This window comes from Nitrobacter sp. MLSD-S21 (assembly GCF_058809865.1).
The window spans coordinates 14,110-30,133 of sequence record NZ_JBXASZ010000004.1; the positions used below are offsets into that span (position 1 = coordinate 14,110).

The following is a 16,024-nucleotide window of genomic DNA, read 5'->3' on the forward strand; positions in this document are numbered from 1 at the left end:
TTTCGTGTGGGGCTCGTGCCGCCATGCTGACGCAAAGACAAGGACGTCCGGCGCGACCTCACCGATATCGGACAAGGGACGGGCGCTGGATTTTCGCCGCCCTCGCCTATAAGTGAACAGGGCGCCAATAAGCGCGCCACGTCCACCGAGCCAGGTTCCATGACGCCGCCGCGCAAGCTGCACATCAAGTCCTACGGTTGCCAGATGAACGTCTACGATGCCCAGCGCATGGCGGACACGCTGGCGCCGGAAGGATATGTCGAGACAGCCAGCGTTGAGGATGCCGACCTCGTCATTCTCAACACCTGCCACATTCGCGAGAAGGCGTCCGAGAAGGTCTATTCCGAACTCGGCAGGCTGCGCGCCGCCAAAGATCAGGCGGCGCGTGATGGCCGCGGCATGAGCGTTGTTGTCGCCGGTTGCGTCGCGCAGGCCGAGGGCGAGGAGATCATTCGGCGCGCGCCGGTGGTCGATGTGGTGGTGGGTCCGCAGAGCTATCATCATTTGCCGCAATTGCTCTTGCGCGCAAAGACCGACGGCCGCGCACTGGAGACCGAATTTCCGATCGCAGACAAATTCGGCTTTCTGCCGCAGCCGTCACGGCAGGCAATTCGTTCTCGCGGTATCTCGGCGTTCGTGACGGTGCAGGAAGGCTGCGACAAGTTTTGCACCTTCTGCGTCGTGCCTTATACGCGCGGTGCCGAAGCGTCACGTCCGGTGGCGAAGATCATCGAGGACGTCGAGCGCCTGGCAGGCAACGGCGTGCGGGAGATCACCCTCATCGGGCAGAACGTCAACGCCTATCATGGCGACGGTCCCGACGGGCAACCCTGGCCTTTCGGCAAGCTGCTGTATCGTCTCGCCGAAATTCCGGGCATCGTCCGGTTGCGCTACTCGACCAGCCATCCGCGCGACGTCGAGGACTCTCTCATCGATGCCCACCGCGATCTCGACGCCCTGATGCCGTTCGTGCATCTGCCGGTGCAGTCCGGATCCGACCGCATTCTCGCCGCCATGAACCGCAGACATACCGCTGATGACTATCGCCGGGTGATCGACCGGTTTCGTCATGTCCGGCCGGACATCGCGTTCTCGTCGGACTTCATCGTCGGCTTCCCGGGCGAAACCGAGGAAGATTTCGCCGCGACCCTCGCGCTCGTCGGCCAAATCGGATACGCTGCCGCCTATTCGTTCAAGTACTCGCCGCGGCCAGGAACGCCGGCGGCGGAAATGCAGGAGACGGTGTCAACGGCCGACATGGACGAGCGACTGGTGCGGCTTCAGAACCTGATCGACAGCCAGCAATCCGCCTTCAACCGGACTGCGCTGGGCAGGACGGTTGATGTGCTGTTCGACCGTGCCGGACGCAAGCCGGGCCAGATCGCCGGCCGCACCCCCTATCTGCAGCCCGCCCATGTAAATGCATCCGACGCCATCATCGGACAGGTGCTACCCGTAACCGTGGCGAGCCTGGAACGTTACAGCCTGTTCGGAACGCTGGCGTCCATGCCGACATTCCGCGCGCAGTTGAACGATGCTGCGCCGGCCGGCGCACAGTTCCAGACGACCGCCGGAGTCTGAACCCTTGCCCAAGAGCGCATCGGATTCCCTTCCACTTGCTCCCAGCCGGAAACCCGACATACACGGCCCGCCCGAAACGCAGGTCGTCATCGATTTCGAGGACAATCGTGCGGTATCCGCGCTGGTCGGCCCTTATGGACAGAATCTCGCACAACTCGAGCGGCGACTCGGAGTGGTCGTCGATTCGCGCGGAAACCACATCACCATCACCGGATCGCGCGACGGCTGCGACGCGGGACGGCGCGTGCTGGAAATGCTCTACACCCAGGCAGCGCAGGGCCATGATCTCTCGCAGGGCGAGGTCGAGGGTGCGATTCGCGCCGTGATCGCACAAGGCTCGCTGTTCGAATACGATGCCAAGGCGCCGCCCTCGACGTTTGAGGCCATCAACCTGCGCAAGCGCCCGGTGCGGGCCCGCACAGCCGCGCAAGATCTCTATATCCGCGCCCTGAAGCGTCATGAACTGGTATTCGGCATCGGTCCCGCGGGCACCGGCAAGACCTGGCTCGCGGTGGCGCAGGCCGCGCAACTGTTCGAGCGCAAGGAGGTCGATCGCATCATCCTGACGCGCCCCGCGGTCGAGGCCGGCGAGCGGCTGGGCTTCCTGCCGGGAGATCTGCGCGAAAAGGTCGACCCGTACCTGCGGCCGATCTACGACGCGCTATATGATCTGATGGACTCCCGCATCGTCGAGCGCGCGCTGCAAAGCGGCGAGATCGAGATCGCTCCGCTCGCCTTCATGCGTGGACGCACCCTGACCAATGCGGCGATCATCCTCGATGAGGCGCAGAATACCACCTCGATGCAGATGAAGATGTTTCTGACACGACTGGGCGAAAACAGCCGCATGATCGTCACGGGCGATCCCTCGCAAGTCGATCTGCCGAACGGTCAAACATCGGGCCTGGCGGAAGCGACGCGGCTGCTCGAGGGTGTCGAGGGCGTAGCTCAGGTGAGATTTACCGCCGAGGACGTCATCCGTCATGAACTGGTCGCACGGATCGTCGCCGCCTATGAAGGGTTGTCACGGCGGCCGGCCACCGGAAAAACCTGATGCCGGACATGAGTGTAGAGAAGGGCCGGCCTGCGCAAGGCGCTGGCGGCGAAAAACATACAATGATCAGCTCCGCTTCTCCCGTGACTGAAATCCTTGTGGTCGCCGATTGCTGGCGAGCGGAGGCGGATGCCGAGGCTATCATTCATCGCGCCATCGAGACCGCTGCCGGGATGGTCGATGAGGACACCGGCGATGCCGAGCTCGCGATCATGCTGACTGACGACGCCGGCATCCACACGCTCAATGCCAACTGGCGCGGCATCGACAAGCCGACCAATGTCCTGTCATTCCCGGCGCTACAGCCTACGGGTCCGTCCCTTCCCGACGATCCGCCGCGTATGCTCGGGGACATTGCGATCGCCTATGAAACTCTGCGCCGCGAGGCCGATGACGAACACAAACCGTTCAGTCATCACCTCAGCCATCTGGCTATCCATGGGTTTCTGCATCTGATCGGTTACGACCACGAAACCGATGGAGAAGCAGGAGAAATGGAAAACCTCGAGCGGAGAATTCTGGCGCGGCTCGGGATTCCAGATCCCTACGCACCCCAAGAATGGACGACGTGAGTGCCTTCGGAAGACCAACCCAGCGATAACCGGCCGGCGCAGGAGAATCGCAACCTGCCGGTACCCGTGCACAATGGCGAGGTGCTGCGCCCGGCCCCCGAGCGCTGGCTGATGCGTGCGATCCGCTCGCTGTTTGGATGGAAGGCGGGATCAGTCCGAGCCGACCTTCAGGTGGTGCTTGACGCCTCGACGCCGGACGAGGCCAGCTTCACCGCCATTGAGCGCACCATGCTGCGCAATATCCTCAGCCTGCACGAACGGCGCATCGCCGATGTGATGGTCCACCGCGCCGATATCGTCGCAGTCAGGCGCGACATTCCGCTCGGCGAACTGATCAACCTCTTCGAAAGCGCGGCACATTCCCGTCTGGTGGTTTATCACGAGAATCTCGACGATCCCGAAGGCATCGTTCACATTCGCGACCTGCTGGCTTTCATGGCTGCGCGCGCGCGCGCCACACTGCCGTCCACGGCGAAACGCAAAAAGAAACCGCCGCCTGCCGGTCTCGATTTGCGCGCTGTCGATTTGGCGCTGCCACTGAGCGAAGCCAACATTATTCGCAAGTTGCTCTACGTGCCGCCGTCCATGCCTGCGATCGACTTGCTCGCGCAGATGCAGGCCTCGCGAATCCATCTGGCGCTCGTCGTCGATGAATATGGCGGCACCGACGGCCTGGTGTCGATCGAGGACATCGTCGAGCAGGTCGTCGGCGAAATCGATGACGAGCACGACGGCGATGAGCCGCCATCGATCGTGCGCCAGACCGAGAATTCCTTCATTGCCGACGCCCGCGCCAGCCTCGAGGACGTCTGCGCCATGATCGGCGAGGCGTTCGAAACCGGCGAAGCGGGCGAGGAGGTCGACACGCTCGGGGGCTTTCTCGTCACGTATGTCGGTCGCCTGCCGGTGCGGGGGGAGGTCATTTTAGGGCCGGGACCGTTCGAGATTGAAGTGCTCGATGCCGACCCTCGCCGCGTCAAGCGGCTGCGGATCGGACTGCGCAAGGAGCGTCCCCCCGTTCGACCGCGCGACGGGCGACGACGAGAGAATGCATCGGATATAACCTCTCAACCGCACGGCGATTCGGCCTCTCTTTCACCGCCGGGCGATGGAGGCGAAACCCCGTGAGCATGAGCATCGCAGGCAGCGCCAGAACGGCGGGCCTTGCCATTACGTTGTCATGGGGTTGGAAGCGCGCCCTCGTTGCGCTTGTCTCCGGCGCCCTCTCCTCGCTTGCCATGGAGCCTTTCAACGTCTGGCCGTTGCTGTTCGTAACCTTCCCGGTCGCAACCTGGCTGATCGACGGATCGGCCGCCGGCCGTCTCGGCGGCGTGCCGGCCGCGGCGCTCGCCGGCTGGCTGTTCGGGTTCGGTTATTTCGTTCCCGGACTCTACTGGATCGGTAACGCCTTTCTGGTCGATGCACAGACTTTCGCATGGCTGATGCCGTTCGCCGTCATCGGCCTGCCGGCCTATCTCGCACTCTTTACGTCGCTTGGTTTCGCCCTGGCGCGCTTGATTTGGACCAAGGATGCTTCGCGCATTCTCGCGCTCGCCGCCGCGCTGACGGTCGGCGAATGGCTGCGCGGACACGCTCTGACAGGGTTCCCTTGGAATGCATTCGGCTATGCGCTGACTGAGCCGCTGGCCCTGGCGCAAACCGCCTCGCTGATCGGCCTGTGGGGTTTGACGTTCCTTAGCGTCGCCATCTTCGCGAGCCCCGCCGTACTGATCGATGGCTGGAGCCGCGGTCGCCGGCCATGGCTCGCCCCGGTCATCGCGGGCCTGCTGCTCGTCGCCATGAGCGTCTACGGTTCAGTCCGGCTATCGCAGCATCCGACAGAATTCACAGATAACGTCAGACTGCGCATCATGCAGCCCAATTTGGCGCAGGACGCGCGGTTCAACTATTCCGCCAAGCAGGCGGTGATGCAGAGATATCTGGCACTCTCGGACCGCGCCACCGGACCGCAGTCAACCGGCGTCAACGGCGCAACCGTTCTGATCTGGCCGGAATCGGCTTTCCCGTTTTTTCTTACCCGCGAAGCCGACGCGATGTCGGAGATCGCCGATCTCTTGCCGAAAGGAACGATCCTGATTACCGGTTCGGTCCGCGCGCCCGACCTGCCGCCAAACGCCAGGATCACACGGGCGTATAACTCGATCTATGTTATCGGCGATGATGGCGGCATCCTGTCGATTTACGACAAGCTCCACCTGGTGCCGTTCGGCGAATTCTTGCCGTTTCAGGGACTGATGGAAAAGTTGGGCTTCGTTCAACTCACCAAGGTCCAAGGCGGTTTCATTTCGGGAACCGGCCGACGGACTATCGAACTTCCAAACGCGCCAAGCATGCTTCCGCTGATCTGCTACGAGGCGATCTTTCCGGGTGACATCGAATCCAGAGGCGGCCGGCCGGGCTGGATCGTCAACCTCACCAATGACGGCTGGTTCGGGATCAGCACGGGTCCTCACCAGCACCTTCAGCAGGCGCGGCTGCGGGCCATCGAGCAAGGCCTGCCCCTTGTGCGAGCGGCGAACACCGGTATTTCGGTGGTCACAGACCCCGTAGGACGTATTGTCGCGCAGCTCGATCTCGGCGTGGAAGGCATACTGGATTCCCGCCTGCCCGCTGCCGTTACGGCAACACCCTACGCCCGCGCTGGCGATATTCCCGCCGCAATCATGGTGATCATCGCGTTTGTTCTGGTGATTCGACGGCGTCGCGACTAGCCGCGGCGCGTGAATAATTTCATGCGAGTTTCGCTACAGCGCTTCCAATCGCACGATCGATATAGTTCGTGTAACAATTTGCGCGAGTGGTATAATGCAGCCGACTGTGGGATTAACTTCGAATTTTTATCATGTGATTGAGTTGAGTTTGACGATCATGGCACCGGGAGCGTATTCAAGGATCGCGGCCCCCTTCGAGGAGACCCAGGAGATGTCGACCAAGGCGCCCAATCCTGTTGACAAGCATGTCGGCAGCCGTGTGCGCATGCGCCGCATCATGCTCGGCATGAGTCAGGAAAAACTCGGAGAAGCTCTGGGACTGACATTCCAGCAGGTTCAGAAATACGAAAAAGGCACTAATCGCGTCGGCGCCAGCCGCATCCAGCAGATTTCCGAGATACTTCAGGTTCCGGTTTCATTTCTGTTCGAGGGTAGCCCCACGGGTATCTCCAAGACCGAGGGTCTGAGCGAGGCGCCATCCCCTGCTTATGTCTCCGATTTTCTTGCAACATCCGAAGGTCTCGCGCTGACCCGCGCATTTACCCGGATCACCGATGCAAAGCTGCGCCGCAGCATCGTTGATATGGTTGAACAAATTGCAGCCAAGGAACCGTTAGACCAGCGCTAGGCCTTCACCGGGCGTGGTGATGATGGCTGTCGCTTCCGACCTTCACGATCCGTGTCGTATTGCCGACGATACATCGCTTCGCCGTGAGTCCGGTCACGGCTCGTTTTTCGGACGCCGCAAGGGACATAAGCTGCGATCGCACCAGAGCGACCTGATCGCGCATCTGTTGCCGCGCCTCAGTTTCGATCCCGCCAAGATCGAGCCGTCCAACCTGACCGCGCTGTTCGGCGGCCAGGTTGATGAAATACGTATTGAGATCGGTTTCGGCGGCGGCGAGCATCTCATCGCCGAAGCGCTGGCCTTTCCGCATACCGGCTTCATCGGTTGCGAACCCTACGTCAACGGCATGGCCAAGATCCTCGCGCAGATCGAAGCGCGTGATATCAGCAATATCCGCCTGTTCGCCGGCGATGCATCGGAACTGCTGGCGTGGTTGCCTGAAAGCTCGCTTTCGCGGATCGATCTGATCCATCCCGATCCGTGGCCGAAGCGCCGTCACTGGAAACGCCGTTTCGTCCAGAACGCGACCATCGCGGCGATAGCGCGCGTCCTCCGGCCGGGCGGCGAATTCCGCTTCGTCAGCGACATCGCCGACTACTGCGCATGGACGCTATCGCATCTGGCGCGATCGCCGGATTTCCTCTGGCTCGCCGAACGCGCGGCCGACTGGCGCAACCCATGGCCGGGCTACACCATGACGCGCTACGGTCGCAAAGCCACGCGCGAAGGCCGCCGCGCGACGTATCTGCGGTTCAGGCGAACAGACCGATCATTGCGGACGTCGCCCGCGCCTGAGGGCAGAGCGTAGGTTTTCTTTGGCGGGATCGGCTTGGCATATCCCGTCTTATCTCCAGTGCCACGCTCGGGGAGAGCTGCGAACGATGAAATTCGCCTCTCACGCCCTCGCCGGGCCTTGCCGGGGAGCGCGAACACGGCTATATTTGTGGAAACTTTCTCATACGAGTGCGTAGCGAGAGTGGGACCCGTCGGGACCCGCTCTTTTTTATTACCTGAACGGGCCTCATGCGCCGCGGCGTATCCAGGTTCCTTCAGTCAACAATGCCGACACGGACGACAATAGTGAGCGGCAGAGCCTGTGACCGGCAGACCCATTAATATCTGCAAAGCGATCCTTGAACCGGATATGACCAATCCCGTTGCCCAGATCCCGGATCACGACCTGCTCGACGAGCCTCGTCTCGTGGTCGAGCCGGGCGTCGCCGCGCGGGTCTCGTCGGTCGTCGCTCCGGTCCTGCAAGGCATGGGATACCGCCTGGTCCGCATCAAGGTGTCGGGCGAAGCCGGCTGCACGGTGCAGATCATGGCCGAGCGGCCGGACGGATCGATGCAGATCGAGGATTGCGAGGCGATCTCGAAGGCGCTGTCGCCGGTGCTCGATATTGCCGATCCGATCGACAAGGCCTATCGGCTGGAAATCTCGTCACCCGGCATCGACCGGCCGCTGGTGCGCCGATCCGACTTCGAACGTCACGCCGGCCACCTCGCGAAGGTCGAGATGGCCGTCGCCCATCAGGGTCGCAAGCGGTTCCGCGGCATTCTTCGGGGCGTCGAGGACAACGCAGTGCGCCTGCATCGGGACGACGTCCAACGGGACGACGATGCCGATGTCCTGCTGATCATGGAGGATATCGCCGACGCGCGGCTGGTTCTGACCGACGAGTTAATCGCGGAATCGATGCGGCGGGGCAAGATCGCGGAGCGCGAGATGAAACGGAATCTCGGCGTTCTGCCCCCGCTTCCGCCGCACGCTAAAAACGATCTACCGAAACACAACGCGCCGAAACGGAAACTCAAAAACGGCTCAAAAACCCCCGGGAAAAAGCCGCCGAAGAACACCAAGGAACATCGCCTGACCGCAGAAGGACTGCGGCGCGGCGACATTGATCCCATCGAAGGAGACTAAGTCATGGCCGCTGTCAGCGCCAATAAACTCGAACTGCTGCAGATCGCGGACGCAGTAGCGCGAGAAAAATCCATCGACCGTGGCATCGTGATCGCCGCGATGGAAGATGCGATCGCCAAAGCGGCGCGGGCGCGGTACGGCAGTGAGACCGACGTTCATGCGGAAATTCATCCGAAAACCGGACAGCTCCAGCTCACCCGCCACATGCTGGTGGTCGATCAGGTCGAAAACGCCGCGAACCAGATCTCGCTGAAGGACGCTCAGCGAGCCAATCCGGGCGCGCAGATCGGCGACACCATCGCCGACACGCTGCCGCCGCTGGAATATGGCCGCATCTCCGCGCAATCCGCCAAACAGGTGATCGTGCAGAAGGTGCGCGAGGCTGAGCGTGACCGGCAATATCAGGAGTTCAAGGATCGCATCGGCGATATCGTCAACGGCATCGTCAAGCGTGTCGAATACGGCAGCGTGATCGTTGACCTCGGCCGCGGCGAGGCCGTCATACGCCGCGACGAGATGTTGCCGCGCGAGGTTTTCCGCAACGGCGACCGGGTCCGGGCCTATATCTTCGACGTGCGCCGCGAAACTCGCGGGCCGCAAATCTTCCTGTCGCGCACCCATCCGCAGTTCATGGTGAAGCTGTTCGCACAGGAAGTGCCGGAAATTTACGACGGCATCGTCGAGATCAAGGCGGTGGCGCGCGACCCGGGTTCCCGAGCGAAGATCGGCGTGGTGTCGAGGGATTCCTCAGTCGATCCGGTTGGGGCTTGCGTCGGCATGCGCGGGTCGCGCGTTCAGGCGGTCGTCAACGAGTTGCAGGGCGAAAAGATTGACATCATCCCGTGGTCGCCCGATATCGCGACGTTCGTCGTCAACGCGCTGGCGCCGGCGGAGGTCGCAAAAGTCGTGATCGACGAAGATCGGGAGCGGATCGAGGTTGTGGTTCCCGATACCAACAACCAGTTGTCGCTCGCGATCGGGCGGCGCGGACAGAACGTGCGGCTCGCCTCGCAACTGACCGGCTGGGATATCGACATCCTGACCGAGCAGGAGGAATCGGAGCGACGCCAGGCGGACTTCGAGAATGCGACTCGCATGTTCATGGAAGCGCTCAACGTCGACGAGGTCGTCGGCCAATTGCTGGCGTCGGAAGGTTTTACCTCTGTTGAAGAACTGACGCTGGTCGATACGCGGGAACTCGCCGGCATTGAGGGATTCGACGATGAAACCGCGGGCGAATTGCAGAGCCGCGCCCGCGAATATCTCGAGCAACTCGAGGCCGAACTGGAAAGCAGGCGAAAGGAACTCGGCGTGGACGACGCTCTGAAGACGGTACCTGGCGTGACATTGAAAATGCTGGTCAAACTTGGCGAGAACGACGTCAGGACAGTCGAGGATCTGGCCGGTTGCGCCACCGACGATCTGGTCGGCTGGACCGAACGCAAGGAAGGCGAAGCGGTCAAGCACGCGGGTTATTTCGACGGCATCGAGATTTCGCGCGAGGATGCCGAGGCCATTATCATGCAAGCGCGCCTGATGGCCGGCTGGATCAGCGAAGCTGACCTGGCGAAACCGGCAGAGGCCGTCGCCGCTGAAGATCAGCCGGCATAGAGCACGATCCGGAAAAGTGGGAGCCGGTTTCGATAGATCATGCTCGTTCGTAGGATTTAGGCTGGAGTCTGATCTCAGTGCAGGGATTCACACTCCAGAACATTTTCCGGCTAAGTGGGTTTGGTTAGCGTGAAGAAAATGCTCACAACCAGTAACTTGCAGTCACCGCTTCTGCGGAACGTGCGCCAGGACCCCTTCCGCGAAAGCAGACTCGGCTTCGCGGGAAGACCTCGCCGCCGATGACAAGGGAATGTTCACGACATGCTCGCCATCGCCGACCCGGCAGATCTTGACGACGGACCGCGGACCAACAAATCCGCGACGACGCGGATGTGCGTGGTTACGCGCGAGGTGCGCCCGATCGGCGACTTGATCCGGTTCGTGGTCTCGCCTTCGGGCGAGGTTATCGTGGATCTGAAACGCAAACTTCCCGGCCGGGGTCTCTGGATTTCAGCCTCGCATGCTGCTGTTGCAGAGGCGGTCCGCCGCCACCAGTTTAGCAAGGGCTTCAAGCGGGACGTTCACGTATCGGCCTCTCTGGTTGAGAAGACCCGGCAGTTGATGGTCCGCAGCGCAATCGACGCGCTGGCGGTCGCCGCCAAGGCCGGTCAGGTCGTCGCCGGTTTCGCAAAAGCGGAGGACGCGCTGCTTCGTCATCAGGCGGTTGCCCTGCTTCACGCCGCAGACGGCGCCGCAGACGGAATTCGGAAATTGGACGCTACCGTCACTAAAATAGCCGTCCAGTCCGGTAAAACGCAGGAAATCCCGGTTGTCACCACCCTGACGTCGGCAGAATTGGATTTGGCACTTGGCAGGGCAAATGTGATACATGCAGCCCTGCTCGCAGGCCCGGCGAGCAAGACTTTCCTGCAGCGCAGCCAGATCCTGGTTCGATACCAGGATGGCGGGCAGCGGCAAGGCAGCTGAACACGGCAAGAATTCTAACGACACCACCTGTGCGATCGCGTACAGCGCAACAAGATTGGGACCGCTGAATGGTTGATACGAAAAATCCTGGCGACAAGACTCTGAGCGTCAGCCCGTCCAAGACCTTGACGCTCAAGCCTCGCGTCGAGCAGGGCACCGTGCGCCAGAGCTTCAGCCACGGCCGTACCAAGCAGGTGGTGGTCGAAAAACGCGGCAAGCGTCGAATCGGCGGCGACTCTCCCAGCCCAGAACCGGTGGGAACCTCGGAGCCGGCCGCCCCCAGGACGCTGGCTCCCAAGGCTCCACCGGCTCGTGCCGCGACACCCGCCGCCCCGCGCTCGGGTTCAGGCGTCGTGTTGCGGAAGCTGACCGAGGACGAGCGCAGCGCGCGAGCGAGCGCCCTGGCGGGAGCCAAAGTGCGCGCCGAAGAAGAGCGCCGTATTGCGGAAGCCGAAGCTGCGCGGCGCAACAGCAAGGAAGGCATCGAACAGGCCGAGCGCGAGGCCGCCGAGGCTCGCCGCAAGGCCGAGGAAGAGCGCCATCGTCAGGAAGAGGAAGCCAAGCGCAAGGCCGAACTCGAAGCCAAACGCCGGTTCGGCGAAACCGAGACCAAGGCTGCACCGGCCAAGACCACGACCACCACCACGCGCGCGGCGCCTCCGGCGCGGCCGGCCGCTGTCGCCGCCGACGGCAGCGACGAGGACGAGGCTCCGCGCCTGGTCCGTCGTCCCGGCGGCGGCCCCGCCCGTCCTGTGATCGCACCGAAGCCGGCTGCCAAACCGGCGCCCGCCAAGCAACGCGGCCGTCTGACGCTAGCGACGGCGTTGAGCGCCGACGACGTGCGCGAACGATCGATCGCCTCGTTCCGCCGCCGCACCCAGCGCCTGAAGGGTCATGCCTCGAATGAACCGAAGGAAAAGCTGATTCGCGAGGTCATCGTGCCGGAAGCGATCACCATCCAGGAGCTCGCCAACCGCATGGCCGAGCGCGCAGTGGACGTGATCCGGATGCTGATGAAGCAAGGCGCGATGCACAAGATCACCGACGTGATCGATGCCGACACCGCGCAACTCATCGCTGAAGAACTGGGCCATACCGTCAAGCGCGTCGCCGCGAGCGACGTCGAGGAAGGCTTGTTCGATGTGGTTGACGATTCCACCGATACCGAGCCGCGCTCTCCGGTCGTTACCGTGATGGGCCACGTCGATCACGGCAAAACCTCGCTGCTCGATGCGCTGCGCCACGCCAATGTGGTGTCGGGCGAAGCCGGCGGCATCACCCAGCACATCGGCGCCTATCAGGTCGCCTCGCCGGAGAGCGGCAAGAAGATAACCTTCATCGACACGCCTGGCCATGCCGCGTTCACCGCGATGCGCGCCCGCGGCGCCAAGGTTACAGACATCGTCATCCTCGTCGTCGCTGCGGACGACGGCGTCATGCCGCAGACCATCGAGGCCATCAATCACGCCAAGGCCGCCAAGGTCCCGATGATCATCGCGATCAACAAGATCGACAAGCCCGACGCGAAGCCGGAGCGCGTGCGCACCGAATTGTTGCAGCACGAGGTACAGGTCGAATCGATGGGCGGCCAGGTCGTCGACGTTGAGGTATCAGCGAAGAACAAGACCAACCTCGACAAGCTGCTTGAAATGATCTCCCTGCAGGCGGACCTGCTCGACCTTAAGACCAATGCCATGCGCCCCGCCGAAGGCACCGTGATCGAGGCCAAGCTGGATCGCGGCCGCGGCCCTGTGGCCACCGTGCTGGTCCAGCGCGGCACGCTGCGGGTCGGCGACATTATTGTAGCCGGCGCCGAAATGGGCCGTGTCCGCGCACTGATTTCGGATCAGGGCGAGACGGTCGACGAGGCCGGCCCGTCGGTGCCGGTCGAAGTGCTTGGATTCAACGGACCGCCGGAAGCCGGCGACCGCCTTGCCGTGGTCGAGAACGAAGCCCGCGCCCGCCAGGTCACGAGTTATCGCGCTCACCAGAAGCGCGAAAACGCCGCCGCCAGCGCCTCGGGCATGCGCGGCTCGCTCGAGCAGATGATGTCGCAGCTCAAGACCGCGGGCCGCAAGGATTTCCCCCTAATCATCAAGGCCGACGTGCAGGGCTCGCTGGAAGCCATCCTCGGCTCGCTGGAAAAGCTCGGCACCGACGAAGTCGCCGCGCGCATCCTCCATGCGGGCGTCGGCGGCATCAGCGAATCCGACGTCACGCTGGCGGAGGGTTTCAACGCCGCGATCATCGGCTTCAGCGTTCGCGCCAACAAGGAAGCCGCGGCCGCAGCCAAGCGCAACGGCATCGAGATCCGCTACTACAACATCATCTACGACCTCGTGGACGACGTGAAGAAGGCGATGAGCGGCCTGCTCGCGCCGACGCTGCGCGAAACCATGCTGGGCAATGCCGAAATTCTCGAAGTGTTCAACATTTCGAAGGTCGGCAAGGTGGCTGGTTGCCGCGTGACCGACGGAAACGTGGAACGCGGCGCCAACGTCCGTCTGATCCGCGATAATGTCGTGGTGCACGAAGGCAAGCTGTCAACGCTGAAGCGGTTCAAGGACGAAGTGAAGGAAGTCCAGTCGGGCCAGGAGTGCGGCATGGCGTTCGATAACTACGGCGACATGCGCGTCGGCGACGTTATCGAGTGCTATCGCGTGGAGACCATTCAGCGCTCGCTGTGAGTCCGAATCTCACAAGAGAGCTGCGTTAATTGGGATACGGCGTCATGGCCGGACGCGTTCCGGCCATCCACGTCTAAAGCCAGATATCTCGAGAAAGACGTGGATGCCCGCGACAAGCGCGGGCATGACGACTGTTTGAAAGACGCCGTTTCATGCCGCGCCATCATCAGCAAGCTAAACAACCCGGTGCCTCGCAGCGCCAGTTGCGCGTCGGTGAGACCGTGCGTCACGCGATCGCCGAAATTCTCACGCAGGGTCACGTGCATGATCCCGTGCTTGAAGGACGTCTCATCACGGTGCCCGAAGTCCGCATGTCCCCCGACCTCAAGCTCGCGACGATCTACGTGATGCCGCTCGGCGGTCGCGACACCACCGACGTGATCGAGGCGCTCGACCGCAACAAGAAATTCCTGCGCGGCGAGATCGCGCGGCGCGTTAACCTGAAATTCGCACCTGATATCCGCTTCCGCGCCGACGAACGATTCGACGAAGCGGAACGTATCGAGAAATTATTGAGAACACCTGCGGTGCAGAGAGACCTCGCACCGGATTCGGACGAAAGCTAACGATCATGACGATGCAAAACGGCACATTCGATTCGCCAATCGGCGAATCGGACGGGCCCGAGAAAAATAATTCTGATCGCGGAAATAATTTTTCCGACACATCGCCACATGACGAGGACAGCTCCCTCTCCCGCTCGGAGCTCGAAGAGAGCAGAACTCGCTCCGAGAGGATTGGGGTGGGCGAGTTTTCCTCGGCGACCCGTCAGACGAGTGAGGTTCGCCACCCCACCCCGCAAGCGGGAGAGGGAAGAAAGAAACAGAACAACCAGCCGCGCCGCGACAGGCGCGACGTGCATGGCTGGGTGATTCTCGACAAGCCCATCGGCATGACCTCGACCCATGCGGTGGCGGTCGTGAAGCGGCTGTTTTCGGCCAAACGCGCCGGGCACGCCGGCACGCTCGATCCACTGGCCTCGGGCGGTCTGCCGATCGCGCTTGGCGAAGCCACCAAAACCGTTCCTTTCGTCATGGACGGCCGCAAGCGCTACCGCTTCACGGTGCAATGGGGCGAGGAGCGCGATACCGACGACAGCGAGGGCCGGGTTACGTCGACAAGCGCGAACCGCCCCGATGCGGACGCGGTCCGGGCGCTGCTGCCACGCTTCACCGGCACGATCGAGCAGACCCCGCCGCAATATTCCGCGATCAAGATCCAGGGCGAACGGGCCTATGACCTCGCCCGCGACGGCGAGACCGTCGCTTTGCAGCCGCGACAGGTCGAAATTCACCAACTGACCCTCGTGGAACACACCGATGATGGCCGGTCCGCGTTCGAGGCCGAGTGTGGCAAGGGTACCTATGTGCGGGCACTGGCTCGCGACATGGGACGGATTCTTGGCTGTTACGGCCACATCAGCTCGCTAAGGCGGACGCTCGTCGGCCCGTTCGGCGAGGCGGACATGATTCCGCTGGAAGAATTGGAAGCTTTGTGCAATAGAGCCGCGTCCGGCGAGGGAAACCTCGCGGACGCTCTTCTGCCCGTTGAGACCGCGCTGGACGACATCCCGGCGCTGGCCGTCACTCGGGCTGATGCGGCAAGGCTCCATCGGGGCCAGGCCGTTTTGTTGCGCGGACGGGATGCACCCCAGAGTAGCGGCGTTGTCTATGTCACGGTGGCGGGCCGGTTGCTGGCCCTCGCCGAACTGGGGCACGGCGAACTCATCCCCAAGCGCGTGTTCAACCTGACCGGGCTGACAGCCAGTTCCGGCCGCAACGAAAACGAAAGAGGCTGACGATGTCGGTGACCGCCGAACGCAAAGCGGAAATCATCAAGTCCAGCGCCCGCAAGTCGGGCGATACCGGTTCGCCGGAGGTTCAGGTCGCGATCCTGTCGGAACGCATCTCCAACCTTACGAACCATTTCAAGAGCCACACCAAGGATAATCACTCCCGTCGTGGTCTCCTGAAGCTGGTCTCCACGCGTCGTTCCCTTCTTGATTATATCAAGAAGAAGGACGAGGCGCGTTACAAGGCTCTGCTCGAGAAGCACAACATCCGCCGTTGAGCAAAGTCCGCGCGCATCCTTGCGCGCTTGATGCGTGGACTGAATGTCCGCGCCATGTGTGTGATCTGCAAAAAACGAAATGCGCTTTTTGCAAACAGATCACGCCCAAGAAGAGCGTGTCCAGCAGCAATCCGGCGGCTGGGCGATGACGGGTCAAATGCCCGTACCATCGGAAGGATGGACGCCATTCAAGACCTGAAGACCATGGCAGGATCGCCGGACGCTGACACAACTACGA

At 62.4% G+C, this 16,024-nt stretch carries 14 protein-coding genes; all 14 read left to right on the plus strand.

Features of this window, described 5'->3' with window-relative positions:
* The first annotated feature begins 159 nt into the window (after positions 1-159).
* The 14 genes from miaB (at position 160) to rpsO (ending at position 15,786) form a co-directional block, all read left to right on the plus strand.
* Positions 160-1,581, plus strand: a complete 1,422-nt coding sequence (gene miaB / locus AC1RT6_RS13325) for a tRNA (N6-isopentenyl adenosine(37)-C2)-methylthiotransferase MiaB (protein WP_079445077.1) — start codon at positions 160-162, stop codon at positions 1,579-1,581.
* Positions 1,582-1,585: 4 nt separating this feature from the next.
* A complete protein-coding gene (locus AC1RT6_RS13330) occupies positions 1,586-2,635 on the plus strand; it encodes a PhoH family protein (RefSeq protein ID WP_079445135.1) in 1,050 nt (349 codons plus the stop codon).
* A 62-nt stretch (positions 2,636-2,697) separates the two neighbouring features.
* Positions 2,698-3,207, plus strand: a complete 510-nt coding sequence (ybeY, locus tag AC1RT6_RS13335) for an rRNA maturation RNase YbeY (protein ID WP_158081476.1) — start codon at positions 2,698-2,700, stop codon at positions 3,205-3,207.
* On the plus strand, positions 3,208-4,335 hold the full coding sequence (locus AC1RT6_RS13340; RefSeq protein ID WP_079445078.1) for a hemolysin family protein: 1,128 nt from the start codon (positions 3,208-3,210) through the stop codon (positions 4,333-4,335).
* 2 nt (positions 4,336-4,337) lie between these two features.
* Complete coding sequence (gene lnt / locus AC1RT6_RS13345; RefSeq protein ID WP_079445079.1) at positions 4,338-5,939, plus strand: apolipoprotein N-acyltransferase; 1,602 nt, start codon at positions 4,338-4,340, stop codon at positions 5,937-5,939.
* A gap of 211 nt (positions 5,940-6,150) precedes the next feature.
* Positions 6,151-6,567, plus strand: coding sequence for a helix-turn-helix domain-containing protein (locus AC1RT6_RS13350; protein ID WP_079445137.1), 417 nt, complete (start codon positions 6,151-6,153; stop codon positions 6,565-6,567).
* 19 nt (positions 6,568-6,586) lie between these two features.
* Entirely contained in the window at positions 6,587-7,375 is a 789-nt protein-coding gene (gene trmB, locus AC1RT6_RS13355; protein ID WP_079445080.1) for a tRNA (guanosine(46)-N7)-methyltransferase TrmB, read from the plus strand.
* 336 nt (positions 7,376-7,711) lie between these two features.
* Positions 7,712-8,491, plus strand: a complete 780-nt coding sequence (gene rimP / locus AC1RT6_RS13360) for a ribosome maturation factor RimP (RefSeq protein WP_079445138.1) — start codon at positions 7,712-7,714, stop codon at positions 8,489-8,491.
* Positions 8,492-8,494: 3 nt separating this feature from the next.
* Positions 8,495-10,102, plus strand: a complete 1,608-nt coding sequence (gene nusA / locus AC1RT6_RS13365) for a transcription termination factor NusA (RefSeq protein WP_079445081.1) — start codon at positions 8,495-8,497, stop codon at positions 10,100-10,102.
* Positions 10,103-10,363: 261 nt separating this feature from the next.
* Positions 10,364-11,029, plus strand: coding sequence for an RNA-binding protein (locus AC1RT6_RS13370; RefSeq protein WP_079445082.1), 666 nt, complete (start codon positions 10,364-10,366; stop codon positions 11,027-11,029).
* A gap of 68 nt (positions 11,030-11,097) precedes the next feature.
* Positions 11,098-13,716: a translation initiation factor IF-2 gene (gene infB, locus AC1RT6_RS13375; protein WP_493029504.1), complete on the plus strand. Its 2,619-nt coding sequence runs from the start codon at positions 11,098-11,100 to the stop codon at positions 13,714-13,716.
* Between the two features lie 152 nt (positions 13,717-13,868).
* Entirely contained in the window at positions 13,869-14,282 is a 414-nt protein-coding gene (gene rbfA / locus AC1RT6_RS13380; RefSeq protein ID WP_079445084.1) for a 30S ribosome-binding factor RbfA, read from the plus strand.
* Between the two features lie 5 nt (positions 14,283-14,287).
* Entirely contained in the window at positions 14,288-15,514 is a 1,227-nt protein-coding gene (gene truB, locus AC1RT6_RS13385; RefSeq protein WP_087881076.1) for a tRNA pseudouridine(55) synthase TruB, read from the plus strand.
* Between the two features lie 2 nt (positions 15,515-15,516).
* Positions 15,517-15,786: a 30S ribosomal protein S15 gene (gene rpsO, locus AC1RT6_RS13390; protein WP_079445085.1), complete on the plus strand. Its 270-nt coding sequence runs from the start codon at positions 15,517-15,519 to the stop codon at positions 15,784-15,786.
* Positions 15,787-16,024 lie beyond the last annotated feature (238 nt).

Excerpts from the sequence above, each read along its gene's own strand:
- miaB (WP_079445077.1), top strand. The coding sequence starts at position 160 with ATGACGCCGCCGCGCAAGCTGCACATCAAGTCCTACGGTTGCCAGATG.
- ybeY (WP_158081476.1), top strand. The coding sequence starts at position 2,698 with ATGATCAGCTCCGCTTCTCCCGTGACTGAAATCCTTGTGGTCGCCGAT.
- lnt (WP_079445079.1), top strand. The coding sequence starts at position 4,338 with ATGAGCATCGCAGGCAGCGCCAGAACGGCGGGCCTTGCCATTACGTTG.
- AC1RT6_RS13350 (WP_079445137.1), top strand. The coding sequence starts at position 6,151 with ATGTCGACCAAGGCGCCCAATCCTGTTGACAAGCATGTCGGCAGCCGT.
- trmB (WP_079445080.1), top strand. The coding sequence starts at position 6,587 with ATGATGGCTGTCGCTTCCGACCTTCACGATCCGTGTCGTATTGCCGAC.
- rimP (WP_079445138.1), top strand. The coding sequence starts at position 7,712 with ATGACCAATCCCGTTGCCCAGATCCCGGATCACGACCTGCTCGACGAG.
- nusA (WP_079445081.1), top strand. The coding sequence starts at position 8,495 with ATGGCCGCTGTCAGCGCCAATAAACTCGAACTGCTGCAGATCGCGGAC.
- AC1RT6_RS13370 (WP_079445082.1), top strand. The coding sequence starts at position 10,364 with ATGCTCGCCATCGCCGACCCGGCAGATCTTGACGACGGACCGCGGACC.
- infB (WP_493029504.1), top strand. The coding sequence starts at position 11,098 with ATGGTTGATACGAAAAATCCTGGCGACAAGACTCTGAGCGTCAGCCCG.
- rbfA (WP_079445084.1), top strand. The coding sequence starts at position 13,869 with ATGCCGCGCCATCATCAGCAAGCTAAACAACCCGGTGCCTCGCAGCGC.
- truB (WP_087881076.1), top strand. The coding sequence starts at position 14,288 with ATGACGATGCAAAACGGCACATTCGATTCGCCAATCGGCGAATCGGAC.
- rpsO (WP_079445085.1), top strand. The coding sequence starts at position 15,517 with ATGTCGGTGACCGCCGAACGCAAAGCGGAAATCATCAAGTCCAGCGCC.